18 protein-coding genes and 1 pseudogene are annotated in these 25299 nt (G+C 67.0%); 11 read left to right on the top strand and 8 right to left on the bottom strand.

Annotation, left to right across the window (positions count from 1 at the left end; translation table 11 throughout):
* Positions 1 to 304: 304 nt before the first annotated feature.
* The 4 genes from idi to OUQ99_RS11110 all read right to left on the bottom strand — a co-directional run bounded on the left by idi (position 305) and on the right by OUQ99_RS11110 (position 4842).
* The gene (idi, locus tag OUQ99_RS11125; RefSeq protein WP_431061497.1) at positions 305 to 913 is read right to left on the bottom strand and encodes an isopentenyl-diphosphate Delta-isomerase; all 609 of its coding nucleotides are present in this window, start codon (positions 911 to 913) and stop codon (positions 305 to 307) included.
* A 166-nt stretch (positions 914 to 1079) separates the two neighbouring features.
* Complete coding sequence (locus tag OUQ99_RS11120; protein ID WP_267949360.1) at positions 1080 to 1940, bottom strand: geranyl diphosphate 2-C-methyltransferase; 861 nt, start codon at positions 1938 to 1940, stop codon at positions 1080 to 1082.
* Between the two features lie 86 nt (positions 1941 to 2026).
* Entirely contained in the window at positions 2027 to 3403 is a 1377-nt protein-coding gene (locus tag OUQ99_RS11115) for a family 2 encapsulin nanocompartment cargo protein terpene cyclase (protein WP_267949359.1), read from the bottom strand.
* Between the two features lie 35 nt (positions 3404 to 3438).
* On the bottom strand, positions 3439 to 4842 hold the full coding sequence (locus OUQ99_RS11110; RefSeq protein ID WP_267949358.1) for a family 2B encapsulin nanocompartment shell protein: 1404 nt from the start codon (positions 4840 to 4842) through the stop codon (positions 3439 to 3441).
* A 675-nt stretch (positions 4843 to 5517) separates the two neighbouring features.
* On the opposite strand from OUQ99_RS11110, the gene OUQ99_RS11105 reads away from it, so the two are divergent.
* The 4 genes from OUQ99_RS11105 to OUQ99_RS11090 all read left to right on the top strand — a co-directional run bounded on the left by OUQ99_RS11105 (position 5518) and on the right by OUQ99_RS11090 (position 12793).
* The gene (locus OUQ99_RS11105) at positions 5518 to 6750 is read left to right on the top strand and encodes an MFS transporter (protein ID WP_267949357.1); all 1233 of its coding nucleotides are present in this window, start codon (positions 5518 to 5520) and stop codon (positions 6748 to 6750) included.
* Positions 6751 to 7061: 311 nt separating this feature from the next.
* Entirely contained in the window at positions 7062 to 7394 is a 333-nt protein-coding gene (locus tag OUQ99_RS11100; protein ID WP_267949356.1) for a hypothetical protein, read from the top strand.
* Positions 7395 to 8546: 1152 nt separating this feature from the next.
* On the top strand, positions 8547 to 11570 hold the full coding sequence (locus OUQ99_RS11095; protein WP_267949355.1) for an ATP-binding protein: 3024 nt from the start codon (positions 8547 to 8549) through the stop codon (positions 11568 to 11570).
* Positions 11567 to 12793, top strand: a complete 1227-nt coding sequence (locus OUQ99_RS11090) for a response regulator (protein ID WP_267949354.1) — start codon at positions 11567 to 11569, stop codon at positions 12791 to 12793. The genes OUQ99_RS11095 and OUQ99_RS11090 overlap by 4 nt, the downstream gene beginning before the upstream one ends.
* Before the next feature lie 677 nt (positions 12794 to 13470).
* On the opposite strand, the gene OUQ99_RS11080 is transcribed toward OUQ99_RS11090, so the two are convergent.
* Together OUQ99_RS11080 and OUQ99_RS11075 are read right to left on the bottom strand one after the other, a co-directional pair.
* Positions 13471 to 14103 (bottom strand): hypothetical protein, encoded by a 633-nt coding sequence (locus OUQ99_RS11080; RefSeq protein WP_267949353.1) that lies wholly within the window; start codon positions 14101 to 14103, stop codon positions 13471 to 13473.
* A gap of 38 nt (positions 14104 to 14141) precedes the next feature.
* Positions 14142 to 15264: pseudogene (locus OUQ99_RS11075) on the bottom strand (IS630 family transposase).
* A 786-nt stretch (positions 15265 to 16050) separates the two neighbouring features.
* On the opposite strand from OUQ99_RS11075, the gene OUQ99_RS11065 reads away from it, so the two are divergent.
* Positions 16051 to 16521, top strand: a complete 471-nt coding sequence (locus OUQ99_RS11065; RefSeq protein ID WP_267949352.1) for a hypothetical protein — start codon at positions 16051 to 16053, stop codon at positions 16519 to 16521.
* A 667-nt stretch (positions 16522 to 17188) separates the two neighbouring features.
* Here the strand turns inward: OUQ99_RS11065 and OUQ99_RS11060 are convergent.
* Complete coding sequence (locus tag OUQ99_RS11060) at positions 17189 to 17788, bottom strand: TetR/AcrR family transcriptional regulator (RefSeq protein WP_267949351.1); 600 nt, start codon at positions 17786 to 17788, stop codon at positions 17189 to 17191.
* 231 nt (positions 17789 to 18019) lie between these two features.
* On the opposite strand from OUQ99_RS11060, the gene OUQ99_RS11055 reads away from it, so the two are divergent.
* The 4 genes from OUQ99_RS11055 to OUQ99_RS11040 are packed head-to-tail and all read left to right on the top strand — an operon-like array spanning position 18020 to position 24022.
* A complete protein-coding gene (locus OUQ99_RS11055) occupies positions 18020 to 18730 on the top strand; it encodes an ABC transporter ATP-binding protein (RefSeq protein ID WP_378552506.1) in 711 nt (236 codons plus the stop codon).
* A gap of 3 nt (positions 18731 to 18733) precedes the next feature.
* Complete coding sequence (locus tag OUQ99_RS11050) at positions 18734 to 21688, top strand: ABC transporter permease (RefSeq protein WP_267949349.1); 2955 nt, start codon at positions 18734 to 18736, stop codon at positions 21686 to 21688.
* Positions 21675 to 22982 carry an MFS transporter gene (locus tag OUQ99_RS11045; protein WP_267949348.1) on the top strand — a complete coding sequence of 436 codons (1308 nt, stop codon included), beginning with the start codon at positions 21675 to 21677 and terminating at the stop codon, positions 22980 to 22982. Before OUQ99_RS11050 ends, OUQ99_RS11045 begins: the two co-directional genes overlap by 14 nt.
* Complete coding sequence (locus tag OUQ99_RS11040; protein ID WP_267949347.1) at positions 22979 to 24022, top strand: 3-oxoacyl-ACP synthase III family protein; 1044 nt, start codon at positions 22979 to 22981, stop codon at positions 24020 to 24022. The genes OUQ99_RS11045 and OUQ99_RS11040 overlap by 4 nt, the downstream gene beginning before the upstream one ends.
* Here the strand turns inward: OUQ99_RS11040 and OUQ99_RS11035 are convergent.
* Positions 24011 to 24289 (bottom strand): acyl carrier protein, encoded by a 279-nt coding sequence (locus tag OUQ99_RS11035; RefSeq protein ID WP_267949346.1) that lies wholly within the window; start codon positions 24287 to 24289, stop codon positions 24011 to 24013. The genes OUQ99_RS11040 and OUQ99_RS11035 overlap by 12 nt on opposite strands.
* A 120-nt stretch (positions 24290 to 24409) precedes the next feature.
* Between OUQ99_RS11035 and OUQ99_RS11030 the strand changes: the two genes are divergently transcribed.
* Positions 24410 to 24649: an acyl carrier protein gene (locus OUQ99_RS11030; protein ID WP_267949345.1), complete on the top strand. Its 240-nt coding sequence runs from the start codon at positions 24410 to 24412 to the stop codon at positions 24647 to 24649.
* Entirely contained in the window at positions 24646 to 25299 is a 654-nt protein-coding gene (locus tag OUQ99_RS11025) for a GNAT family N-acetyltransferase (RefSeq protein WP_267949344.1), read from the top strand. The genes OUQ99_RS11030 and OUQ99_RS11025 overlap by 4 nt, the downstream gene beginning before the upstream one ends.

The following is a 25299-nucleotide window of genomic DNA, read 5'->3' as shown; positions in this document are numbered from 1 at the left end:
CGAATGTGGAATCGGATGCTCAGGCTACGCCGCGAACACCGGCTGTATCCGGAAAACTCCCTTCTGTGGCACGATCCGGCCACACGATCACGCCGCACAGCAGGCGTTCAAGTCCGGCTCGGGGCACGCTCCTGTACTCGACGGACCCTGAGACGCAGGAGTTCCTGTCCGGGTTGACGTCAAAGGCGAACTGAGCAGATTCCGGGGCGTCTCCGGGGTCGTCGGCGGTTCGCTCGTGAGCCGTCCCGCCGACGTCCCCGGAGCGCACTCGTGTCCGGTGGTTTCCCGAGCCGCCCCGGAACGGTTACCAGCCGGCTACCGGCGCCAGTTCGCGCAGTCCCGGCCGTGCCGCGTCGAGCACCGTCGTGAACCACACCGAGAACGGGTCCGCTCCCACCAGCTTCGCCAGCTCCCCCGGGTCGGCGAAGGCCGTCTCGGCGATCTCGTCGGGGTCGGGGCGCAGGGCGCCGTCCACCAGGCCGACGAACAGGTGGTTGAACTCCTGCTCGACCAGGCCGGAGTCCGGGTCAGGGTGGTGGTAGCGCACGGTGCCGGCCTCGCGCATCAGCGCGGGCGCCACGCCCAGCTCCTCGCCGACGCGGCGGGCCGCGGCCGCGAACGGCGGCTCGCCGGGGTAGGGGTGGCCGCAGCAGGTGTTCGACCACACGCCGGGCGAGTGGTACTTGCCCAGGGCGCGGCGCTGGAGGAGGAGGCGGCCGTGCTCGTCGAGGAGGAAGACGGAGAAGGCGCGGTGGAGCCGTCCGGGTGCCTGGTGCGCGGAGAGCTTCTCGGCCGTGCCGATGGTCGTCCCCGCCTCGTCGACCAGTTCGAGCATGATCCGGCCGTCCGGGCGGTCTCCGGGCGGGACGGTGGCGGAGGTTCCGGGGCGGTCGGCGGCGGGGTGCGTGCTCATGTGGGTCCTTCGGTCGGGCGGACGGGAAGGGGTGACGGGCCCGCGTCGCGGGCCCGTCGTCCCCGTCCGCGGTTGCGGTGCCCGGGCTGTGGGCTACGGGGGGTCTGGAAGATCGGTGCGGGCGCTCGGTGCGAGACCGGTGAGCGCCCGCGCGCCGGGCCTGGGGTCAGACCTTGTCGGCGGCGATGAGCAGGTAGTGGAAGCTGCCCTCCTTGTAGGCGGTCAGGAACGGGTCCTCCACACCGGTGGCGACCGAGGACTGCGCGCGCAGCTCCCAGTAGGGGATCGTGTCGGCGGTGAGGTCGACGACGCTGATGGGGACGAGGTTGTTGGCCGCCATCGCCTTGAAGTAGGCGCTGCGGGGGTGCACGTTGCACGTGTAGTGCTCGTCGATGCGGCTGACCGCCTTGGAGCGTCCGCCGGTCACGTCGTTGTAGCACCCGGTGATGGTGACGTAGCGGCCGCCGTACCGGAGCAGGCGGGCGTGCTCGCTGAAGAGCTCGTAGAGGTCGACGTACATGGTCGACTCGTTGTTCCAGCTGGCGCGCATGGACCCCGTCTCGAAGCCGGTGTCCAGCATGTTGCGGAAGTGGAAGCGGACCTTGTCGTCCACGCCCCGGTCGCGCGCCTGCTCGTTGGAGAAGTCGACCTGCTGCTGGGAGATCGAGACGCCGTCCACGTAGCAGCCGAACCGCTGGTTGGCCATGAAGCTGGTACCGCCCCGGCCGGAGCCGGTGTCCTGGATGCGGTCCTCGGGCCTGATGTCGCCGAGGTGGTCGATGAGCACCTGGGCCTGGGCGGACTCCAGGCGGTGCAGTTCCTCGATGATGCGCGCCTCGCGGGTCTCCTCCGGTCCCTGCAGGACGGAGGGGTCGTAGTCGCCGATCCCGTAGTGGTGGTGGAAGAAGCCGTCGACCTCGCCCAGGCGGATGTTGACGGGGTCCTTCTCCGCGTTCCAGTACGCGGCGACGGACTTCTGGTAGTCGGTGCGCAGCACGTTGTCCGAGGAGGGCATGGTGGTGGTCATCGCGTGTACTCCTTGTGGTGGTTTCCGGAGGCGGCCCGGGCAGGGCCCGGGCCGCGGTGGTGACGTGCAGGGGGCCGTGATCCCCCTCAGGCGGTGCCCGTCCCGTGGTAGCGGGCGGTGCGGGCGTGCCATTCGCGGCTGCCGCCGCACCAGGCCCACACGCCTGCCAGGAACCGGCGCAGCTCGGGTGAGCCGGTGAGGGCGAGGGCGGAGGCCTCCGCCTCGTAGGTGTGCATCAGCTCGTCGTGGAGCACGACGGTGCGCTCGATCGCCTCGCGCTCGGAGCACCCGTCCTCGGTGGCGATCAGCCGGGGGACGCTGAAGTCGGAGGGGTCCTCCTTACCCATCGAGTACAGGTCGTTCACGATCACGGTTGCCGATCCGGCCATGGTGAACAGGCGACGCACCCTGGGGTCGGAGAACTCCTCCGCGGGGAGCTCGTAGCCGGCGACCGTGTCGATGAGCGCCATGCAGGGCACGAAACTGTTCTCGTGCCGGTGCATGAGGAACTCCCAGACCGGCGGCCGCTGCCCCGTCGCCGCCCAGACGCCCTCCTGGTTGTAGGCCACGAACATGATGGCCAGCTCGTGGCGGAGCCTGCGCACCTGGGTTGACGAGCCGTAGCGGGCGAGGTTCTTCAGGCTGGAGCGCAGGGCGACCATCACCGGGTCGCTCTGGACGACCTCCTCCAGCTGGGGCGCGTAGCTCAGCGGGAGGTGGGCCTGGTCGATCACCGAGTGGGCGATGGCCAGGCGTTGGCCGAGCAGTTCGGGCTGCGCCTCCTCGACCTCGCCGTCGACGTAGTGGTCGTCCACGGACCACTCCGCCAGGGCGCACTTGGCGGCGGCCAGCAGCCGGTCGGGGTCGTCCGTCTCTGGGTGGGCGAGCATGATGAGGCGTCCGAACCCGGTCGCCCTGACCCGGTCGAGCTGGCCGGGGTAGACCCCCACCTCCTCGGCCCACTCGACGAGCCGGTCGTCGACCTCGTCGCCCAGGGCGGGGTCGTCGCGAAGGGCCGGCGGGCAGTACAACACGGGCACGGCGGACGCGCTGTCCGCCGGCGGGCGTCGGGACTCCGCCGGGCGGGCGGTGTCCGGAGAACCCCCGCCCCCGTGGGAGCCGACGCTCCCGGCGCCGGGCGGCGTCGCGGGGATCCGCGGGACGGTCCGCGCTCCGACGCCGGTACGGCCCGGTGCCGGGGCCCCGAGGGGGACCGCGGCGCGCTGCCGGGCGGGCGGCGCCGGGAGCCGGATCGTGGCCGCCGAGACGCCGAGCCCCGTGGGCCCGCCGGGGAGGCGCGGAGCGGCAGGACCCTCCGGTGCGGCCGCCTGCGGTACCGGTACCGCAGGGGACACCAGCAGGTCCGGTCTTCCGGGTCGGTTGGAGTCGCGGAGCAGGGCCTCCACCAGGTCCGCCGCCTTGTGGGTGGCGGTGGAGGCGGACATCCGGGCCATCAGTGACACCGTCTCAGTCCTCCTTCCCTGACAGTGTCGGGCGCTCAGGCACGGGGCCGGACCTCGGCGTTCTCCAGGATGCCGATGGCGTCGGGGACCAGGACCGCGGCGGAGAAGTAGGTGCTGACCAGGTAGGAGATGATCGCCTTGTCGTCGATGCCCATGAACCGGGCGTTGAGGCCGGGCTCGACCTCGTCGGGGAGGCCGGTCTGGTGGAGCCCGATGACGCCCTCGTTGTCCTCGCCGGTGCGGATGGCGATGATCGACGAGGTGTGGTGCTCCGAGACCGGGATCTTGCCGCACGGCAGGAGCGGCACGCCGCGCCAGGCGGGGAGGTGGTGGCCGTTGACGTCGACCGTGCCGATGTTCAGCCCCCGCTTGTTGCACTCCTTGCCGAAGGCGGCGATGGCCCGGGGGTGGGCGAACATGAACTGGGTGTTGCGGCGCATGCTCAGCAGGTCGTCGAGGTCGTCCGGGGTGGGCGGGCCCTCGTGGGTCTGGATGCGCTGCTTGAAGTCGGCGTTGTGGAGCAGGCCGAAGTCGCGGTTGTTGACCAGCTCGGACTCCTGGCGCTCGCGGAGCGCCTCGATGGTCAGCCGCAGCTGCTGCTCGGTCTGGTTCATCGGCTTGTTGTAGAGGTCCGCGACCCTGGTGTGCACCCGGAGCACCGTCTGGGCCACGCTCAGCTCGTACTCGCGGGGCTTGAGCTCGTAGTCCACGAAGGTGCCGGGCAGCTCGGTCTCGCCGACGTGTCCGGAGGACAGGGCGATCTCGGCCTCACCGTGCTTGTTCTGCCGGTGCTCGGGCACGGACAGGAACTGCTGCACCTGGGCCTGGAGGCTGGGCGAGTCGTCCAGGAGGGCGATGAACTCACGGCGGGGCAGCGCCAGCAGGACACCGGAGGACGCCGCCTTGACGGTGAAGTCCCAGACCGGCTCGGTGTCGAGGAGGTAGCGGTCCCCGAACTTGTCGCCGTCGGCCAAGACGCCGAGGCGGTTGACCTCGCCGTAGTGGCCGTTGCTGGTCTTGTGCACGCGACCGTGCGCCAGGAGGTAGAGGTGGTCGGCCGGGGTTCCCTCCTGCGCCAGCACCTGCCCGGCTTCGAACTCCTGTTGGACGAAGCGCCCGGCCAGGGCCTGCAGCACCTCCATGTCCTCGTAGCCGCGCAGTACGGGGAGCTCGCCGAGCTCGGCCGGGATGACGCGGACCTCGGAGCCGGTCTGGTCGAAGTCGATCCGGCCGTCACCGATGGTGTAGGTCAGGCGCCGGTTGACGCGGTAGGCGCCGCCGTCGGCCTGGACCCACGGGAGCATCTTCAGCAGCCAGCGGGAGCTGATGCCCTGCATCTGCGGCGCGGACTTGGTCGTGGTGGCGAGGTTGCGCGCCGCCGCGGTCGCCAGGCTCTGCTGCTCGCTGGTTCGTACCTCGGGGGCTGAGTCGATCGACATCCGCGGAGTCTCTCCTCGTGGTGGTCGTTGTACCCGTCCCGTGGGTCCTCGGGGAGCCCACGGGACGGGCGAGGGGAAGGAGGGTTGGCTGAACGCCTACGTGAGCCGCCCGACCCTGGTGGCCCCAGAGCCCGCGTCCCGTAAACCGCTGATCACCCTAGGAGAGCGCCGCCGGACATCGCAGCGGAATCGCGTTTTTCCCACTCTGAACAGGGGTTACCAAAACCCACTGCCCATGCTCGACCTTTCATGAAGAACCCGAGAGAATCCTCCGTTCTCCCCCTTCGACCCTAGCTCAAACCACCCTCGTAACGTGACAAAGGATGACGAAAAACCCCACAGTATTGACGGCTCCACACGCGAGGCACTGCTATCCCTTTTGACCGGAAGGCGATGACATAACACGACATGAATACCTCTTGAAAAAGAGGACCCCGGCGCGTCCTCCGAACTCCAAAGGTGGTGTTTTCGGACAACCGGTTACAGCTTCCCGTGTGTTCCCAAAGCGGATTTCCCGTCCGGGCGGATCGGACTCGGACCCGCTTCGAGGGCCGGAACAGGGGCCGGGCTAGGATCGGCCGCGACTGCGTCTCTCCCCCCGGGCCCTGGGGCCCGGCCCACGAGGAGACCGGCCGGTCCCGGAGCGGGCCGGAACACGACAAGCGAAGAGTGGGCATGTCCGGCTACCTGCGTTTCCTGCACTCGAACCGGCGATGGCTCCTCGGCGGCTTCGCGCTCTTCCTCATGTCCTCCTTCGGACAGACCTTCTTCGTCTCGCTGTCCGCCGGCGACATCCGGGCGGAGTACGGCCTCTCCCACGGCGAGTTCGGCTCGCTCTTCATGCTCGCGACCCTGGCGAGCGCCTTGGCCCTGACACAGATCGGTTCGGTCGTCGACCGCTTCGGCGCCGCGGGGGTCGTCCTGGGGGTCTTCGCGTTCCTGGCCGCGGGCGCGGCGGCGATGGCGCTGTCGTCACACGTCGTCGCCCTCTTCGGGGCGCTGTTCCTCCTGCGCCTGTTCGGCCAGGGGATGATGACGCACACCTCGTTCACGCTCATGGGCCGGTGGTTCGGCCGCGAGCGGGGACGCGCCACCTCGGTGGCGACGCTGGGGCTGAACACCGGAGAAGCGCTCCTGCCCCTGGCCGTGGTCGCACTCGCCGCCCTGGCCGGATGGCGCGGGACCTGGTGGGCGGCCGCGGTGCTCCTGCTCGTCCTCGTCTGGCAGGTCACGGCGCTCATGAGCGCCGAGCGCGAACCCGCCCCCGTACCGGAGGGAGGCCGGGAGTTGCGGGCACGGGACTGGACCCGCCGCCAGACCCTGCGCGACCCCTGCTTCTACCTGGTCGCGGCGGCGATGGCGGCTCCCGCCCTGATCGGCAACACCGTGTTCTTCCACCAGGTGTATCTGGTGGAGTCGCGCGGGTGGGCGCCCGCCGCGTTCGCCGCGGCGTTCACCGTGTACGCGGTGACCACCGTCGTGTTCAACCTGGTCGGAGGACAGCTGGTCGACCGGTTCAGCGCGATGAGGCTGGTGCCCGTCTACCTGCTGCCGCTCGGGTTCGGTCTGGTCGTGCTGGCCTCGGTGGCCGGCCAGTGGGGCGCGTTCGCCTTCATGGCGCTGTACGGCGTCACCAACGGCCTCTCCCTGAGCCTGTTCGGCGCGGTGTGGCCGGAGGTCTACGGGACCGCACACCTGGGCTCGATCCGGTCGGTGGTCGTGGCGGTCATGGTGTTCGCCTCCGCCGCCGGTCCCGGCGTGGCGGGTCTGCTCATCGACGCGGGGGTCCCCTACTCCGCCCAGCTGGCCGCGCTGGGCGGCTACTGCCTCGCGGTGTCCGCGGTGATGGCCAGGGTTGTACCGCTGTTGCGGGCACGTGTGCTCTCGCAGAGCGTTCCCGCGGACTGACGCCCCGCTCCGTGTGGCGACGGTCGGAGGGCCCTGGCGGATCTCCCGACCGCCGGGCCGCGTTCAGGGTCTGGGGGCCGGACCGTGGAATCCGTCCGTCTCACGGGGTTCGACGAGTGGTGAGGGGTGGGCCCGCCCCGTGCGCCCGGCGCGTCCTTCGGGGGATGAAGCGTTCGTTCCCCCGGCACCTTCTCTTCCGGAAGTGGCCGTATCCGGCCATGCCTTCCGGACCAGGCAACACGTTGGCGGCCTCCCGCGCAGGACGTGCGCCTCACGCCCGATGGTCACAGGGGTCGCGCAGGATGGGGCCCATGGAACGCTGTGATTTCTGCGAACTCCCCGTCGGCGGCGGCTGCGCCTGTTCCCTCGGCAAGGACGACGGAACCGCTCGGGCCCGTACCGGCGCCGTGTCGGCGGGCTCCGTCTTCCCCGCCGGCGCCGTCCTCGTCTCACCGCGTGGCGTGGCCCACCGCCCTGGCTGCATGCACCAGAACGACAACGAGGTCACAGCACCGCAGTGGGGGTGGATCCCCGAACCCGACCCTCAGCTGTGGAGACGCATCAGCGAGGGGAGCCCCGCTCAGGCCACGCACGGCAACACGGCGCGAGTCGCCACGCGCCGCTGCCAGAGCTGCGACATCTGAGTTCCCCGGGGCCACCTGCACCGTCTCGACAACGGACTTCCCATCCGATGGCCGCAGGTTCGAATCCTGCCAGGTGCACCACAAAACCCCAGTTCATACGGGGTGTTCGAGGACTCCGCGAGGTGTCCTCGTCGTGTTCGGGGCCCTGACGTGCTCCGTGCGTGCTCCCCGGTACAGGGTCCGGTCCAGGTGGAAGGCCGCCTCGCGGAGCACTTTACCGTTCCGTGACCGCGAGGGCCGTGCCCAGGGTCGCTCGCGTCCGCCCACCAGCGCCCCACAGCCGCGCCAACGCCGTCACGTGGCACACCCTGGGCTGCCATGCCGCGTCAGCCGCCACACGCCCCCTGTCCCAGCCGAACAGGCCCGTCCTCGATTCACCCACACGACCGCACACGGCCATTTCCCCAAAACCCCTTACCTTGCAAGGCTTCGCGCGTCACAATCGGTGACATGACCAAGGCAAGGCGGACCCAGGCAGGACTTCCTGGTTTCAAAAGTCATCCGAGTCCGCACCCGGGCCCTGGAGCAGGTCCCGGAGGCGGCCAAGACCAAACTTCTGGCGGGGGGACGGGGCCGGGGCCACCCACGAATTCCTCGCTCACCTGCGGAGGCTGAAAACCACGCGCCGCACGGTCCGCTACACGAGGGGGTGGAAGTTCACCCCCGCCGACGAGGCCGTCATCGAAACGCTGCCCGAAAACACGTGGGAGCCTCCCTGGGTCAGAACGGACAGGTGCGGGAGGGGTACCAGATCGCAAAGCTGACCGGGCTGAGCCCTCGCACCGGCTGGCCTCGCATGCTCGTCAACGGTTTCTTCGGATCGATTGGTCTTTGCTTTGGGCTGGGGCATTCACCACCTGCTGGCGGAGATTGACCAGGCTGCCAGTCCTGACCTGAGGGCTGGGTCCTGACCAGACATGCAGCAGAAGAGGAGGGGCACACACGTCCGGTCCTGCGGAACCCGGCGCATCCGTGGCGTCGCGCGAGGGCCTGTTCCTGCAGGGAAAGTACCGGATCAGAAGAGGAGCTCAGCACTCTGACAAATCGGGATAATGGTGGATTTTATACCGGAAAGGCCACAAAAGCAACGTAGCCTTTGCCTCCGACATACTGTTCTGCTTGGAACATGAGAAACCCGACGAGGATGGATGCATGACTGCGACTGAGAATGGGACCAGCTGGGGCCAACTGGACAGGCTTGAGTTTCCTGTAGAGACGAAAGCCAGTAAGGCCACCTCTGCTTTCGAGCACCTGGGTTCGCTTGGGCTCACCTCGCCCAGAAGCGGTTTGCGCAACGCGATTTCCGTGGCGCTGGTGCACAGATCGTACTACCACGAGCACCAGGACACGCTGCCGGGCATCACGCAAGTCTCGTTGGAAGCGCTTAACCGCCTGGGGGATGCGTTCCTGCAGAAAACAGCAACTGCGGAGATCTACCGCAGTGCCGTGGATCCTACGTCGGGAACCATGAGCAGTGGCGTTGCCCGGGTCGCTTCCACGTTCTCAGGATGGACCACAAAGCAGAAATGGCTCTGTGAATCTGCGGCACTAGCAACCGGACTTGACCGGGAAAAGCTTTCTCCGAAAATAACTTCATCCCTATTTAGACAGCTCATCGGCGTCCTGTGCCTTGAAGGAGAAGAAGAGGTCGCCAAGCAGCTATTAATGGAACACATAACCACCCAGCGCCAAGAATTTGAATCTGGAATCAATGACCCAAAGAGCTTTATTTACGAGGCATTGGGCTATGATTCTTTGACGTATGAGCACGAGCGCGAGGGACCCGACCATGCCCTCACATTCCGATCCACTGTCACGGAAAAGCACCAACGCCAACGCACAGGCCAAGGAGTTGGAAGAAGCAAGAAGGCTGCCGACCAGGAGGCGGCACTTGATTTCCTTCAGCGACACATGCCACAGGCCTTCACTACACAAAATAGGACCGGCGTACGACGCAGAACTTCAAAGGAAATACCTGCACCTAATTCCCATGTTCAAGCCGTGCGCCGGTTGCAAAATATATTTTCACTACCCGAAGCATCACGCCCGCTGCTATCTCAAGCACTCGTACATGCGTCTTGGGCCTATGAAAACCGCAGTCTGATGTCGAGGTGCCATCAGCAAGACTACCAGGTTCTTGCTTATTTGGGGTCCCAGGTACTTATCTATGAGCATCTTCTCTCTGCCGCACGCCACATAGTCTCAGACCCTCCCCATAAACTCATATTCATTACGCTCCCAAATGATGTCTACAACATTGCTTTCCAGCGTGCCAGCTTGAAAGACGGACTACTTCTCGGATCAGGACAGCGATCACTTGGCATACCTGTAGAGATTGGCTCCAATACCTTTCAAGCCGTCATCGGAGCAGTTTCTGCCTCACGGGATTTCCAGGGGACATTGGCCGATCGATGGCCGAAAGAATGGGCACAGGTATGGCAACTCGTGGCACCGACCATGCCGCGACCAGTAGATCCCACGACACGCTTGGGGCGCGTGGCCAGTGTCATGAAGCTTCACATAACCTACGAGTTTCGCGAATCGGGACCCGATCATGCACGACGGTCCACGGCCGTGGCCGTTCTCGACAGTGCAGCGCTGGGTATTCGCTTCAGGGTGGAGGGTGAACCTATCGTCGGCAGGACACCGGCGAAACACAGCGCTTCGCTGGCTGTCCTGGATGTTCTGGACCGACTTGCTGATGGATCGCCAGCGCAATCCTTCGACAGCGCTGACGAGCGGGATCGGTCTCTGGCCAGGTTCCTGCTCGCCCAGCAAACACTCGTGCTCAACAATTCGCCCGTTCCAACGGAACGGTGGATCGACGCGCGACTTTTCGGACTTCATCTTGCCTCGGATACTTCCGCTCTGCTCAAGTGGGCTACTGACATAGATGATTTCCTAGGCCTCGGTCTTCCCCTTCAGCCAGGTAGTCACCTTCGAGACACGTTCCAGAAGACCATAGAAAGGTCGGTTGATCCTGACCACACGCTCGACACAGCCCTGACGCGTGTCCTGGACACCTTGGAGCAGGTCGAGACTCCAGAACAATTATCCCAAGAAAACATTCAGCGCCTAGTCCAGCAGTTGTGCGATGTCTACCGATGTCTTGGCGCTGATGATTCTGACGTCTCTCTGCCCAATCTCATCGACGACTGGCGTATTCTTTATCGCAACAGAATCAAAATGACGACACTTCTACCTTCTACACAACTCTCCGGGCGAGAACGAGCGGTTGTTGATGCCGCACTGTCTGCCCTAATGATAGGTAAAAGGGAGGCTTCTGTAGAGTTTCTCGATACCCGGCCGCTCTACTTTAGAATCCAGTCGTCTCAACCACCATCACAGGCCAGCATTGAGGAAATCTGTGCGCTTTGGTCCAAAGTGAGCAGAACAACCACCGCCAAGGCGACCGAACACGGCATCGATGTGATCATTACCATTCCTAACTCACCAACTGAGCCGGGTCCAATCACCGAGGCCGTCATAGCCGCTCTCCATCCCAGCCCCGAGCCGTACCGGGCAGCCGTCGCGGACCTCTTGCACGACCTGAAAAATCAGCTCGTCGCTGCCCGCCTCGCCGAATTCCAGCCTGCTGAAAGCCGCACAGCACGGCTACAGCAGCAGCTCAATGCCAGCCGCCATCTTGACCAGGCACATGCCATTGCTCTACGCATACGAGCGGCAACCTCTATTCTCTTTCCAGCTAGCTCCGAAAGCATCGAGCTGGGCGGATTCCTCCGCCAATATGCAGGAACCGTCCTCGCTCGTCTTCCCTCCAACATCTCTCTGCAAATCCCGGAGGCTAGGAGTACTGTCCACGTTGCACTGGATGCACGGTCCCTGAGCGCCGTCCTCGATAACCTTGTGGGCAACGCGATCGAAGTGCTCAGTGACGGTGGGGACATCACCTTGGCTTGGACAGCCGACGAATATGAAGCTGTCGTCGAAATCGCAGATAATGGACCCGGTCTCCCCTCGGACGTCGCCGCTGCTCTGAACGCGGGCAAGCGAGTTCGCAGCACAAAACCTCAGGGGAACGGCCTCGGCCTCCTTGGAGCCCGCTCGATTCTTGCCGGAGTCGGAGGACAAATCAGTCCAGCCTCCACAACCTCTGGTACTGCTTGGCTCATCACCCTTCCTCTCACCCCATCCACGACATTGGAGCCTGCATGACTCAGCAATTGGCCGATCTACGTATTCTTGTCACCGACGACCAGATCGACGTAGCGCGCACGCTGTGTCGCCCACTTCATAAATCCGGTGCACGCCTACACTGGGCCACAGATGGCAACACCGCTCTTCAGAAGATCGCTACCTATCCATTCGACCTCATTCTGATCGACATGAAGATGCCTCCAGATGAATGGGGCGGCTTGTGGCTGCTCCAGCAACTCAAGGATGGTGGATGGCGAATTCCCAGCCTCGTACTGTCAGGCGAGGGATCCAAGCAACAAGTCGTTGAGGCACTCCGCCTTGACGCAACAAACTGGGTCGACAAGGATAATGCTGGAGAGGAGCTGTTGGAGCAGTGTTCAACAACCCTCTCCGACCGCCTGAGGGAATCTCTGGAGTTCGTTTCCCACAGTCTGCCGACACCTCTGGCCCACCGTTTTTCTAGGTACTCCCGCATCACCGATCCCGACAAGAAGTTCATAGAGGGGCTCCACACTCTGGAAACAATATTGCGCTTCACTGCCGTTCTGGGGCTTAGCAGTGCCTCACCTACGCCCCTGCGAGGGATCAGGCCAGACCAGCTCACAGCACCGAGCATGGGTACTTGGTTTGCTCTTTGCGTAGCTCTTGCGGACCTGCCTGACACAGGAGACGAATTCACTCGGATGTTCTCTTGGCTCGTGCCTGAACGTTCCAACCATCAGCAGGTACAGGGCCTCATATCCGCTCGCAATGACCTCATGCACGGCAGAGATACCCCCACGCCGGCCCAAGCCGATCAACTCGACGGCCTTCTGCGCCGTTTCGCGCACCGCGCCGCTTCTTCCTGGCGTGCAGACCTAGCAGTTCCCATTTCTATGACTTATGACGGCACGGTTTATTCTATTGATGTACTCAATCTTAGGGGAGCTGGAAAGCCTGCCCCAGGCAAGGCAATTTTCCAAGATCCGATAGTCACGCAACAGCCCTTCCTCATATCTCGCGATTCTAATCCACTGCCCTTGTCGCCATGGCTATTGACACACACAGAACTTAACACTGGCACCGTGCGCTGCCTGCAATTCGACGGACTCCAGCACGCCAAGCGGGATCGCGCGCCCAGCACCCCTTTCAAGTACGCAAAAGCAGACGAGGGCAATGAGGTGCCGACGATCAGCCATCCACAAGCACGGTGGCAGACACTTTCTCAGTGGACCACGGCCCCAGCATCGTCGACATCTTGACAAGAAGCCCGCTTACAATCGAATCGAGCGATTATTTACCTCACTTTTCGGCTATCGCCGACTCGCCATCCGAGACGAAAAGACGAAAGAAAGAGCGCCCACTTCCTCGTCCTCCTCTGCTTGGCCCCTGCGCTGATCTGCTACAAAAAGCTTGCCACAATCACCAAATGAGGCATCCCTTTAACCATGCTTCCGATCTGCACCTCCATGTGCTTCTCAACACACCTGGGGCTTGTTCTGGACTTCGTCCGCCGGTAGGTGCTGTAAATCTGGCAGAACGGGCGGCCGAAGAATGACCAGTCCAGGGGACCTTCGATCCGATAGTCGAACGGCCCTTGGAGTGAGGGAACCCCAGGCCAGCGGGCATGAACCCTTTCGCTGACCTGGGGTCGTCGGTGCCGTGTGGCTCCTGGTGTGCTCTCCGGTACCGGCTACCGCACCGGAACCAGCCTTCCGCTCCGGGCCGGGGTTCCGCGCAGGTGCGTGGCGGTGGCCTCGGCCGCGGCTTTGGCCATGTCGGGGAACCCCGTCTGGTAGGTGTCCTGGGTGAAGTGGGTGGTGAAGTGGCCCAGTTCGACGGACTTTGCCTTCTACGAGCGCGCCCGCCCCGGCAGGGGGCGGGTTGGTGAACACGAGTGCGTCCTCATGCTGGGTCACCGCGAGGGCCGGCCCTCCTTTCACAGCCAGCGGGTCTCGACCTGCTGGAAGAACGAGGTCCGGCCGACCACCCGGCCCCCGAGGACCGCGCACAGCAGCGCCGCGCACCGGTCCACCTGCACCAGCCCCGCCCGCCGGCCCGCCTGGGCCACCTGTCCGGGAAAGTCCACGAGCCTGCCCCGGGTGCGGTAGGGGCGCGTGGTCACCACGACCACCCCGCCCGGAGCGAGCAGCACACGGCAGGCGGCCATCATCCTGGTGAAGGAGTCCATCAGCTTCTCGGGACGCTGGTAGGCGAGGTTGGCCGTACGCCGGTCCCGGTCGCGCGAGTAGCGGTGTGCGTGCTTTTCCACCGCCCGGGCACCGTCGCGGCGTGAGCGGACCTGGCCGTGGGTCATGGCCCCGTACGGGGGCGAAGTCAGCACCAAAGAGACCCGGCCCGCCAACGAGGTCAGGGCCAGGCGGGCGGCGACTTCGGCCCCCTCTCCGGTGTGCACCACCCCGGTGCCGTGCGCGCCCTGGATGGCAGCGGTCTCCAGGTTCAGCCGGGCGATAGAGGCCCACTTGGGCTCCAGCTCGATACCGACTGCGTCCCTGCCCAGGTGGACGGCCTCGACCAGAGTGGTACCGATCCCGCACATCGGGTCCAGCACGACCTAGTGCGGTGACTGAAAAGGTTCGCCGGTTGGGGTCATGCCGCGGTGGCCAGCGGTCGCCCTCCCCAGCGCAGGCCTTTCTCGCTGCGCACCCGGGCACGTTCGCGGCGCTGGGCTGCGAGCACGTGCGGGTCGCGGGCGTTGGCGTTGCGCCACCGCAGATAGGCGTGCAGAGCCCGGGTCTGGACCGTGTGGTTGGGGTGGTGGGAGTTGGCGATGGTGAACTGGCGCAAAGGTCCGAAGTGCGCCTCGATCGGGTTGGCCCAGGAGGCGTAGGTCGGGGTGAAGCACAACTCGACCTTGTTGCGCCGGGCCCAGGCGCGGATCTTGGGGCCCTTGTGCGCGGACAGGTTGTCCATGATCACGTAGACGGGTGCGCCGTCCGGGCGTGCGGTGCGTATCGATTTCAGGGCCTTCAGCGTGTTCGCTCCGCCTTTGCGCCGGTGGTTGATGCCCCACACAGTGTCGGAACCCACCGAGTAACAGCCGTGGAAGTAAGTGATGCCCTGGGTGCGCCGGTAGGTGGCCGGGATCCGGTCCGGGCGTCTTCGCGGGGCCCAGCCCGCGCCGTGGGCTGGGCGGATACCGAGCGGCCCGAACTCGTCGAAGGCGAAGACCCGGTCGGGGAAGTAGGTGGTGACGTGCTCGATCCGGTCCAGCTTGGCATCGGCCTCGGGATCGGGTGAGTCCTTCCAGGTCCGGGTGCGCTGAAAGGTGATGCCGTGGCGGTGCAGGAGGCATCGCAGCGTTTCACGGCTGATGCGTAGTGGTCGGTCGGGGTCCTGGCGCAGGTGGTCGGCGAGTTTTCGGATCGACCAGCGGGTGAAGGGTTTGCCGAGTGCGGTGGGGCGGGTGGTGGCCGTCTGGGCGACGTGTTCTTCCTGGTCGTGGGTGAGTAGGCGGGGACTCCCCTCCCGCCCAGTTAGGGTCCAGGCAGTCCAGGCCGATCCGGTTGAAGCGGTGGATCACGTCGCGGACGGTGTCCTCGTCCGCGGCGACCAGGCGGGCGATCGCGGGGACGGTGTTGCCGCTGGAGGAGGCCAGGATCATCATCGCCCGCCGGTAGCGGACGGTGTTGGTGCTGCCCCGGCGGACGATGCGTTGGAGTTTTTGGCCCTCGGGCGGGGTGAGTCTGCGTGCTCGGACGGGTTCGGCCACCGGGTGCCTTCCAGGGTGGGGCGAGTTTTCACCTGCCACCCTGTCAGGCCTGAACTAACCCGGTGAACCTTTTCAGTCACCGCACTAGCCGGGGCGGGTGTAAGCGGTGATGGCGTAGCGGGCGATGGCCGGGAGCATCTTGCCGGGGTGTTCCACCGACAGGCTCGAGTACCTCTCGCCCCGCTGCTAGCGGGCCTGCTGCTGGCCGGCGGCCCACACCGACACGTTCAGGTGAGCGAGCGAGGTGATCGTGGCCGTCGCCTCGGCCGCCGAGGCCGTCAGTGCCGACACTCAGCGATCGGCTGGCTGACACCCGTAGAGTTCGAAAACGGACAACCGAGCACCGTGGCCAGAGAGTCCAAAAACACGGCCTCATCAAAGCCGGTACATGCCAGAGCCTCCAATAACACCGGCACGAGACACTTTAACCTGATGACCGAAGGTTAGAATATTTCTGAGCGCTCCATACGTGCTCTGCAGCACCAGGACCAGTACAGGCGGGCGAGCAAGCTCTCCTCACGTCCAGCGAAGGGAAGCATCCACCACATTCCCATACGAAACCTCTAGGAGCTGCAACGCTCTTACAGCGACACGACAGCACTCGCACCCGTGGGAGAATGATGTGTGATCGACCCCAAGACCATTGATCTGACAGACCTCCTTGCCACTTGGTACGGTGCCCCCGTTAGAAGCGCAACACCTCTCCCTGATTCCTGCATTTGACTCCCCGAGTCGCTTAAGGATTGGCATGCACTAGCCAGGCGATGGGACACCCGAATCAACCACATGACGTCGATGATTTCACCTGAACAGATCCGCACCACCGGGGGCAAAGCCATTTTCATGGTGGATGCAACAGGCGACTGGCGCTGGTGCATTGACCCAAACGAACCAGACAGCGTTTTCGACGCTGAACTCTACGAACCTTGGGAGAGGAGCACTGAACAGCTTCCAGAATTCCTTGTACACAATACCGTGAAAGAATTTATTTACGGAGCATCCGCAAAAATGTGGACCCTCAACGCTCCCGGCGAGGCAGTGAAAGAAATCCTCTCTCCCCTGGAAGAAGTTGCGTTCGGCGCCTGGAATTGGCCAGCACCGGGATGCCGAATCTTCATGGGAGGTGACACACTCGCACAGATCAGCCCAACTCACCACAAGGACTTTTGGGAAGTCGACGTGGCCGCCCCGAACTTCGCCGACCTATCCCCTTTTGAAAAAACTTCTGGAGTAGACTGGCAGAAAAGAGAAGCATGACAGCACACCAAAAAGGGTCGGGTCTAGGAAATCCGAGCTCGGCCTTATTTTGGAACTTCAATTTTTACGTTAGAGCTCAACTCAAAAGCCCCGCGGCGTGCACCCGCGTCTGACATGACCACACCCGGTGAGTTACGTGTTGCCCGACGGGCTCTGGGATATCGTCCAACCGCTACTGCCTCCTGGGAAGACCTCACTGTCGCCTCACATTTCCCAGGTCGACGGCTTCTACGTCGATCCACACCTTGGTATCACCCGGGACAGTGATCTCAGCTGCCGCTGCCCTCCTCTGGACACGGACGGCGTCTCACGGAATGACGCTGCACCAAAGGGCCGTGCCCACCCAGCGAGCCCGGCTGTTCGGGGCGGCCCGCCGTGCACGTTCTCGGGGAGGTGCGCCGGCACCCGGGCCGCATACACCCGCCCGAACCCCGTTCAAGGTTCGCGCAAGGAACGCGCAAGGCGTCGCTGGAAGATTGCTTACATGCTCGCGAACAGGCGGTAGACCACGGCGTCTCCTGTGCCCGTCCACACGGCCGCAGGTCCCGTGGAGAGAGTGAGGAGTTGCCCTGATGGAGGCCATCCCCCCGGCGCGCTTAGGCGCCCGCCACCTCCGACCCGCCTCAGGACGCCCGGGGGTCGCGCACGCCGAGGACGGTCGGCGGCGTCACCGGGCCAGCCAGGACACCGCGGCCTCGACCGCGGCCAGCTGGCGGTCCGGGCGGTCGCCCTCGGACAGCCTCGCGCACCCCGCCCACAGTCCGTCGACGGTCACCAGGAGCAGCTCGGCGACGGCCTCCGGGTCCTTCACGGAGGACAGCTCGCCCTCGACGCGCGCGTGCTCCAGGGCCCGCAGGAAGCCGGCGCGGAGCCTGTCGTCCAGCACCGAGAGCACCTCCCCGAACGCGGGATCGACCACGGCGCGCGCGTAGAGGACGTTCCAGGCCCGCACCTGGGCCAGCCGCCGCTCGTCGGTGGGCAGCAGATCCACGAGCACCTGTCGCAGGACCTCCGGAAAAGCAGGACGCCCGACCCCGTCCTGGAAGACCCCGAAGCACGCAGTGATCTCGTCCGCGATCACCTGGAAAGCGAAGTGGAGCAGCTCCTCCTTGGTGCCGAACTCTCTCTGGACCGCACCCGCCGATAACTGCGCCTCCGCTGCGACAGCGCGAATACTGACCCCCTCCACACCCTTCTCAGCGGCGATCCTGTACAGCGCGTCGACGATCCGGCGGCGTCTTTCCTCTTTGTCCACAACTTTTGGCATCCGCCCATCATGGCACAGCGGAGCGGATTATCAATACACCCGCGAGAGCACATTGACAACAGGACCACGGAATCGAATCCACGAAGTCACGGAGAGCAAAGTCCGACTGCCAGAAAGCCTGTCACCTGCGAGAGCGCCGCTGATACACGCGACAAAGTAATTCATTCCACGGCAATACTCATACCGAACGCGACGACCGCGAGGCGATCTGTGACCACCCCAGTCATTCATGTGAAGGACATAACGAAAACGTACGGAGAGGGGCAGGCCTCCTCCTCCGCGCTCAGAAACGTCTCGCTGACGGTCGCCGAAGGCGAATGGGTGTCGATCATGGGTCCCTCCGGGTGCGGAAAGTCGACGTTGCTGAACTGCGCCTCCGGTTTGGACGGTATCGACGGCGGCACGGTGCTCGTCGAGGGCGAGGACATCCACGCCCTCTCCGAGCGCAAGCGGACCGTCCGGCGAGCGCGCCGGATGGGGTTCGTCTTCCAGGGGTACAACCTGATCCCGGTGCTCTCGGCGCTGGAGAACGTGGAGATGCCGCTCCTCCTCGGCGGCGCCCGTCCCGGCAACGCGCGTTCCAGGGCGCTCGCCGCCCTGGAGCGGGTGGGTCTGGCCGACCGCTCCCGCCACCTCCCCTCCCAGTTGAGCGGCGGCCAGCAGCAGCGGGTGGCGATCGCCCGCGGGATCGTGCACGATCCGGCCATCGTGTGGGCGGACGAGCCGACCGGCGCCCTGGACTCCGCCTCGACCTCGGAGGTGCTGCGCCTGCTGCGCGAGCTCCACGCCGACGGCCTCACGCTGATCATGGTCACGCACGACCCCGACGTGGCCGCCTACGGGGACCGCGAGGTCCACATGGCCGACGGCCGGGTGGACCGCGTCGAGGACAACTCCGCGCGCCCGGCCTCCGGCCCCTCCGACGCCTCGCCGGGGGTGTGACGGATGAGCGACGCACTCACCCTCGTGGTCGCGGTGGCCTCTCCGCTGCTGCTGATCGCCCTGGTGGCGCTCACCCCGCGAGGCCGGCTGAGCGTGCGCATCGCCATGCGCAACGCCTTCCGCCGACCGGCCCAGACCCTTCTCGTGGCGTTGGGCCTCTCCCTCGCCGCCCTGCTGTTCTCCGCCTCCTTCACCCTGGAGGCCGCACTCCACCAGGCGATGCGGGCCCAGCAGACCGCGGACCTGGGCGGGGTCGACGCGGTCGTGACCCCGGTGGAGGCGGACGACCGGGAGGAGCCGGAGCAGCCGGAGGAGGCGGGTGAGGCCGCCGACACCGGGCCGCCCGCCCTGGACTCCGACGACGTCCGCTCCATCGAGGACGCCCTGGACGAACCCGGCACCACGGTCTCCTCCCTGCTCAGCCTCCCCGTCCCCGTGGAGCACGAGCGCACCGAGCGCGGCGAACCGGGGCTCACCGTGGTCGGGGCCGCGAACAACGACGACGCGGTCCGGCTCGTGGACTCGTCGGGCGAACCGCTGGCACGCGACGGCCTCCGCGAGGACGACATCCTGATCAGCGGGGCCGCCTCCCGCGACCTGCGCGCGGAACGAGGGGATGTCCTCACCGTCGCCGACCGCACCATGCGCGTCGTCGGCGTGTACGAGACCGGCGCCCCCCTGGCGCCTCCCGCATCCGCGGTCGTGTCCCTGCGCGAACTCCAGGAGATCGCCGACCTCCCCAACCGGGTCAACGCCGTCACCCTGGCCTACGACCGCGAGGTCACCTGGGAGGAGCGGGAGGACCCCGTCCACGGCGAACTGTCCTCCCTCGCCCGCGCCAACGACTGGGAGGCCGAACCCCTGCGCGCCTCCGCGCACGAGAGCGCGGACCGGCTCACGACCGAACTGTCGACCCTGTTCCTGCTGTTCAGCCAGCTGTCCATGGTGGCGGGCGTGCTCCTGATCGTCCTCGTCGTGATGATGCTGGCCGGCGAGCGCCACGCGGAGTTCGGCGTCCTGCGGGCCATGGGCATGAAACGCGGGCGGCTCGCCTTCGTCCTGGCCCTGGAGGGGCTGGGGTACGCGGTCCTGGCGTCCGCGGCCGGAACCCTCCTGGGCTGGGCGGTCGGGGCGGGCGCGTCGCGTGTGCTCAGCGACCGGGTCACGGACCCGGCCCTGCCTCCGCCGCGCCTGGAGTTCGGGTTCGACCCCGTGGCCATGGCCACCGCCTACCTCATCGGCGTGGGCGTCATCGCGGTGGTCTTCGCGCTCGTGGCCCTGCGGGCCTCGAAGGTGGACATCGTTGCGGCGCTGCGCGGGGCCGAGGCTCCGCCCCGGTCCCGGCGCCGGGCCGTGGTCCTGCCGGTCCTGGCCCTGCTCGCCGGACTCGCGACCGCGGCCCTGGGCGTGCGGAACGGGACCGCGACCGAGACGCTCACCGGGCTCACCCTGGTGTGCGGGGCGCTGGGCGCCGGGCTTCCGCGCCTGCGGGTCCCGCAGCGCCTCGCCCACTCCGCGGGGGCGGTGGCGGTCATCGTCCTGTGGTCGCTGCCGAGCGAGCTGTTCGGCGAGACCGGGTCCGGCATCACGATCTTCTTCCTCTCCGGCATCGCCCTGGTGGGCGCGGGCGTCTGGCTGTTCGTGTCCAACGACGACCTCGTGCAGCGGGCCCTGCGGCGCCTCCTGGCACCGCTGCCGAGGATGACCTCGGTCGTCCCCATCGCGGTGGCCTACTCCGTCCGGAACCGGCTCCGTTCGGGGATGACGATCGCGATGCTGAGCATCGTGGTCCTGACGATCACCCTCAGCGGCTTCGTCACCGCGGCCGTCAACCAGATCTACGCCGACCACCGGTCGGTGACGGGCGGGTTCGACCTCCAGGCGTCCTGGGTCTCCCCGGGCGGGGCGCCTCCGGACCTGCGGAGCGTGTTCGAGGAGAGCCCGCACATCGACACCTCGGAGGTGGGCCGGATCGGCGGGTACGCCGACGTCTCCGTGCGGGCCCGCCAGATCGACGCCGAGGCGGGCGCGGAGGAGGTCGGGGTCTGGGGGGCCGACGAGGACTACCTCCTCGGCAACCGCTACCCGGTATTCCTCCGGGCCCCGGGCCTGGACTCCTCCGAGGAGGTCTGGGACGAGCTGCGCCGCTCCCCGAACACCGCCGTCGTCTCCGGGACCATGATCCCCAGCGACTCGGCGGCCTTCGTGGGCGGCGGGAGCGACCTGGAGCTGGAGGGCGTGGACGTCCTGGACGAGGAGCTGCCGGGGGACCTGCGCCTGGAGGTGGCCGGTCCCGACGGCGGCACCACCACGCTGCGCGTCATCGGGGTCGTGGACCGCAGCGCCGAGTACCTCGGGGACGTCGTGACCTCGACCGAGGGGCTGGCCAGGATCACCGGTGAGGACGCCTCCCCCACGCACTGGTTCGTCGCCGCCGAGGACCGGGAGGAGGTCGGGGAGGTCGCGCTCGCCGCCCGTCGCGCCCTGCTGGACCACGGGGTCACGGTCACGCCGCTCCAGGAGGAGGTGGAGTTCCGTGCCTCCTCCAACGGGGTCGTGCAGTGGCTTTTGATGGCCTTCATGGGCTTCGGGCTCGTCGTCGGGTGCTCGGCCCTGGGCGTGGTGAGCATCAGGTCGATCACCGAGCGCCGCAACCAGATCGGGGTGCTGCGTGCCATCGGCATGCAGCGCTCCGGGATCCGCCGGCTCTTCCTCATCGAGTCGCTGGTGGTCACGGTGAGCGGCATCGCGCTCGGCGTGGGGCTGGGCTTCGCCGTGTCCCCGGGCCTCGTGGACTCGCTGCGGGTCGACCTGCCGGGGGTGACCTACACGGTCCCCGTGGCCGTGCTCGTCGTGATCATCGGGGCCACCCTCGTGTTCTCCACGCTGGTGTCCGTGCTCGCGTCGCGGCGCGCGGGCGACGTCCCACCCGCGGAGGCGCTCCGTGACCGGACCTGAGACCCGGCCGGTCCCCCTGCGCCGCAACCGGTCCTTCCGCATCCTGTGGACCGGCCAGTTCGTCGCGCAGTTCGGCCCCGGGATGGGGGCCGTGGCCTACCCCCTCATCCTGCTGGACTCGGGGGGCACCCCGGCCCTGGTCGGCACGGTGACCTTCGCCCTGGGGGTCGCCGCCATCGCGGCCAGGCTTCCCGGCGGAGCCGCGGCCGACCGGTTCGACCGGCGCGCCCTGATGATCGGCGCGCAGGGGTCCCGGGCGCTGGCCATGGGGTTCCTGGTCCTGGTGCTGGTCGTGGTCGGCGACTCCACGCTGCTGCTGTGGGCGGTGGTGGCGGTGGCACTGGTCGACGTGGTGGGGCACGAGGGCTACCGCTTCGCCGAACGGGCGGCGCTGCGGCACATCGTGCCCTCCTCCCAGCTGTCCGCCGCGGTGGGCCAGAACGAGGCGCGCAACCAGATCGCGTCGATCCTCGGGCCGGTCGCGGGCGGGTGGCTGATGGCGGTCTCGCGGGTCCTGCCGTTCGGCGCCGCCGCCGCGGGCCACGCGGTCGCGGCGATCGGGCTGGTGTTCGTCCGGGAGAGGTTGCAGGGTCCCCGCGAGCCGGCGGCGTCCGTGGAGGGGCCGCGGCACCGGCGCTGGACGGAGGCGTTCTCCTGGATCGGGGAGCGCCCCCCGCTCCAGGTCCTGCTGCTCGCCGGCGCCGCCCCGAACCTGGTGATCAACGGGGTGATGCTGACGGTCGTCATGGTCGGCGCCGACGCGGGGGTCGGGAGCGCGGCGATCGGCGCCGTGCTGGGCACGGTCGGCCTCGGGGGGATCTGCGGGGCGCTGGGGGCCTCCGCCCTCCTCCGGCGCTTCTCCCCCAGGACCCTGGTCCTGGTCACCCTCTGGGTGCTCCCCCTGACGGTGGTGGCGGCCATCCCGCTCGTCGACCACTGGAGCGTGGTGTTCCCCCTGGCCGTGGCCGTGGCCATGGCCCCCTTGCTCTCCATCATCCTCGGCACCTACCAGCTGCTGACCACACCCGACCGCCTCCAGGCCCGGGTGGGCAGCGCGTGCACGTTCATCTCCGGGGTGGTGGCACCGCTCGGTCCGCTGGTGGCCGGGTTCGGTGTGCAGTACACCGGCACCCCTCTGCTGTTCTCGGGTTTCGCCCTGCTCCTGCTCGGCGTGGCCGCGCTCGTCACCGCGCTGCCCGCCACCCGTGAGCTGACCTCCTTCCCCCGACAGCCGGACCGCCCGGCTGGGAAGTCCTCCGACGAAGCGCCCCCCAGCGCGAAGGAAGCGCCATGAGACCAGATGAGAACATCTCGACCACCTCCGGCAACACCCTGCTGAACAAGGTCCCCGTCGGCATCCTGGGCGTGGGCTCCTACGTGCCCGGGGTGGTCGTCACCAACGAGGACCTGGGCCGCCACCTGGACACGAGCGACGAGTGGATCGTGTCCAGGACGGGCATCCGGGAGCGCCGCTTCCTGCCCGAGGGCGAGAACACGTCCGACATGTGCGTGGCCGCGGCGCTGCGCGCCCTGGAGGACTCCGGGACGGGCGCCGACGAGATCGACTGCGTCATCGTCGCGACGTTCACCTTCGACCAGCTGCTCCCCTCCACTGCGCTGACGGTGGCGGACCGGATCGGCGCGCGCGGGGCGGTGTCGCTCGACATGAACCAGGCTGCCTGCTCCGGCGGGCTGTACGGCATGTGGACGGCGGTGCACCTGCTCCAGAACGGCCACTTCCGACGCGTCCTGGTCATCGGGGCCGAGGCCCTGTCCCGCATCACGGACCCGGCGGACCGCACCACCCGGGTGTTCTTCGGGGACGCCGCGGGGGCCGCGGTCCTCGGACCCGTGGAGGAGGGCAGCGGGGTGCTGTCGTGGAGCCTGGGGGGAACGCTGTCCCACGCGGTGGAGGTCCCCGCGGGGGGCGCGCGCGAGCCGTTCGGGCCGGAGGTGGTCGGCACGGGCCGGCAGTTCCTCCAGATGGACGGGCCCGAGGTGTGGCGGCAGGTCATGACCCAGATCCCCCCGAACATGGAGGAGACCCTGAAGCTGGCGGGCCTCACCGCGGACGAGATCGACCACTTCGTGTTCCACCAGGCCAACAAGAACCTCGTGACCGGGCTGATGGACGCGCTGGGGCAGCCGATGGACAAGGCCGTGACCACCATCGAGGAGTACGGGAACACGGGCGCCGCGACGATCTTCACCGTGCTGGACCGGTTGAGGGGGGACGGGCGCCCCCGACCCGGCGAACACACGGTGTTCGCCGTGATCGGGGCCGGCTTCCTGTGGGGAAGCATGTGCCTGCGCCAGCAGGGCTCAGGCGTCTAGCGCGGTCCCCCGCCCCGCCGGCGCACCTCCCCGGCACCGGAGCAAATCCAGCAGGTCCCCCACACTGCGCAGCCCGTCGAACTCCTCCTCGGACACCTGCGCACCGCACCGTTCCCGGATCAGCAGGCGAATTTCGTACCCGGCGATGGAGTCCACCCCCACATCCTGGAGGAGTTCCTCCCTCCCGGGATATCCCCCCTCACCGTCAACGGCCTCCCGAATGATTTCCAGGACCATTGTCTCCGTCACGACGGATTCCTTTGCCATCGCCCGCTCCAAGCTTTTCCGACCATGAACAGCAACCAGCAGAAGAATACACACCGAGCCAAAGCTCTCCAGAACGACAGGGGTTTGAAAATGCGCACGACCGAGTCCTACGAAAGCGAAGTGAAGAAGGTCTACGTCGAGCTCTTCGAGATCGACGCCGCGCCGGAGTCCATCGGCGGCGACGAGGAGCTGTTCGGCCCGCAGTGCGTCCACGGCATCGACTCGATGGACGTCCTGCGCTTCCTCGCCGTCCTCCGGAAGCGCTACGACCTGGACGTCTCGGAGATCGCGACCGAGACCTTCCGCACCCCCGCCTCCATCGCGGCGTTCCTCGCGGGGCGCGAGGGGGGCTCCGAGTGAGGGGCGCCCTGGTCAGCGTGTCCGCGATCGAGGACGACGAGTACCCCCTCGTCGCGCAGTGGTTCCGCAAGGGCCTGGTCGGCGCCCTCAGCACCGGCAGCTCCCAGCGGTTCACCAGCACGTCCGGCATCCGCGCGGCCATCGAGTCCGGGCCCGAGAAGTTCGCCATGGTCCGCACCCACGAGGGCGTCCCGGTCGGCCTGGTGCAGTGGCGCCAGCGCAAGTACCCGGGGAGCTACACCGTCGGCGGCGTCATCGGCGACAGCGAGCTGTGGGACTCCGGGTGCGGCGGAGAGGCGTCCTGGCTGCTGGTCCACGAACTGTTCCACGCGCACAACGCGCACCGGATCGAGTTCATCACGGCCGCCTTCAACGCCCGGGTGATCCGGATGCTGGTCAAGTCCGGAATGGTCATCGAAGGGGTCCTCCGCGACTACCTGTTCCTCGACGGCCGGTACCACGACGCGATCGTCACCTCGTACCTGCGGGACGAGTACTACGGCGCGGACGAGAGCGGCATGACCGGCGACGCCTTCTTCGGCGACACCGTGCCGGCCTCGGACAAGGCCGAGGCCCGCGCGCTGCTGCGGGACTACATGCAGAACCGGCGGTTCGACGACATCACCAGGTCCTACACGAAGGAGCCGTGA

Source organism: Streptomonospora nanhaiensis, assembly GCF_026642255.1.
In the GTDB taxonomy this organism is placed as follows: Bacteria; Actinomycetota; Actinomycetes; order Streptosporangiales; family Streptosporangiaceae; genus Nocardiopsis; species Nocardiopsis tropica.
This window is presented reverse-complemented; position numbering and strand designations above follow the sequence as displayed.

Excerpts from the sequence above, each read along its gene's own strand:
- idi (WP_431061497.1), bottom strand. The coding sequence starts at position 913 with ATGAGCACGCACCCCGCCGCCGACCGCCCCGGAACCTCCGCCACCGTC.
- OUQ99_RS11120 (WP_267949360.1), bottom strand. The coding sequence starts at position 1,940 with ATGACCACCACCATGCCCTCCTCGGACAACGTGCTGCGCACCGACTAC.
- OUQ99_RS11110 (WP_267949358.1), bottom strand. The coding sequence starts at position 4,842 with ATGTCGATCGACTCAGCCCCCGAGGTACGAACCAGCGAGCAGCAGAGC.
- OUQ99_RS11105 (WP_267949357.1), top strand. The coding sequence starts at position 5,518 with ATGTCCGGCTACCTGCGTTTCCTGCACTCGAACCGGCGATGGCTCCTC.
- OUQ99_RS11100 (WP_267949356.1), top strand. The coding sequence starts at position 7,062 with ATGGAACGCTGTGATTTCTGCGAACTCCCCGTCGGCGGCGGCTGCGCC.
- OUQ99_RS11095 (WP_267949355.1), top strand. The coding sequence starts at position 8,547 with ATGACTGCGACTGAGAATGGGACCAGCTGGGGCCAACTGGACAGGCTT.
- OUQ99_RS11090 (WP_267949354.1), top strand. The coding sequence starts at position 11,567 with ATGACTCAGCAATTGGCCGATCTACGTATTCTTGTCACCGACGACCAG.
- OUQ99_RS11065 (WP_267949352.1), top strand. The coding sequence starts at position 16,051 with ATGACGTCGATGATTTCACCTGAACAGATCCGCACCACCGGGGGCAAA.
- OUQ99_RS11060 (WP_267949351.1), bottom strand. The coding sequence starts at position 17,788 with ATGCCAAAAGTTGTGGACAAAGAGGAAAGACGCCGCCGGATCGTCGAC.
- OUQ99_RS11050 (WP_267949349.1), top strand. The coding sequence starts at position 18,734 with ATGAGCGACGCACTCACCCTCGTGGTCGCGGTGGCCTCTCCGCTGCTG.
- OUQ99_RS11040 (WP_267949347.1), top strand. The coding sequence starts at position 22,979 with ATGAGACCAGATGAGAACATCTCGACCACCTCCGGCAACACCCTGCTG.
- OUQ99_RS11035 (WP_267949346.1), bottom strand. The coding sequence starts at position 24,289 with ATGGCAAAGGAATCCGTCGTGACGGAGACAATGGTCCTGGAAATCATT.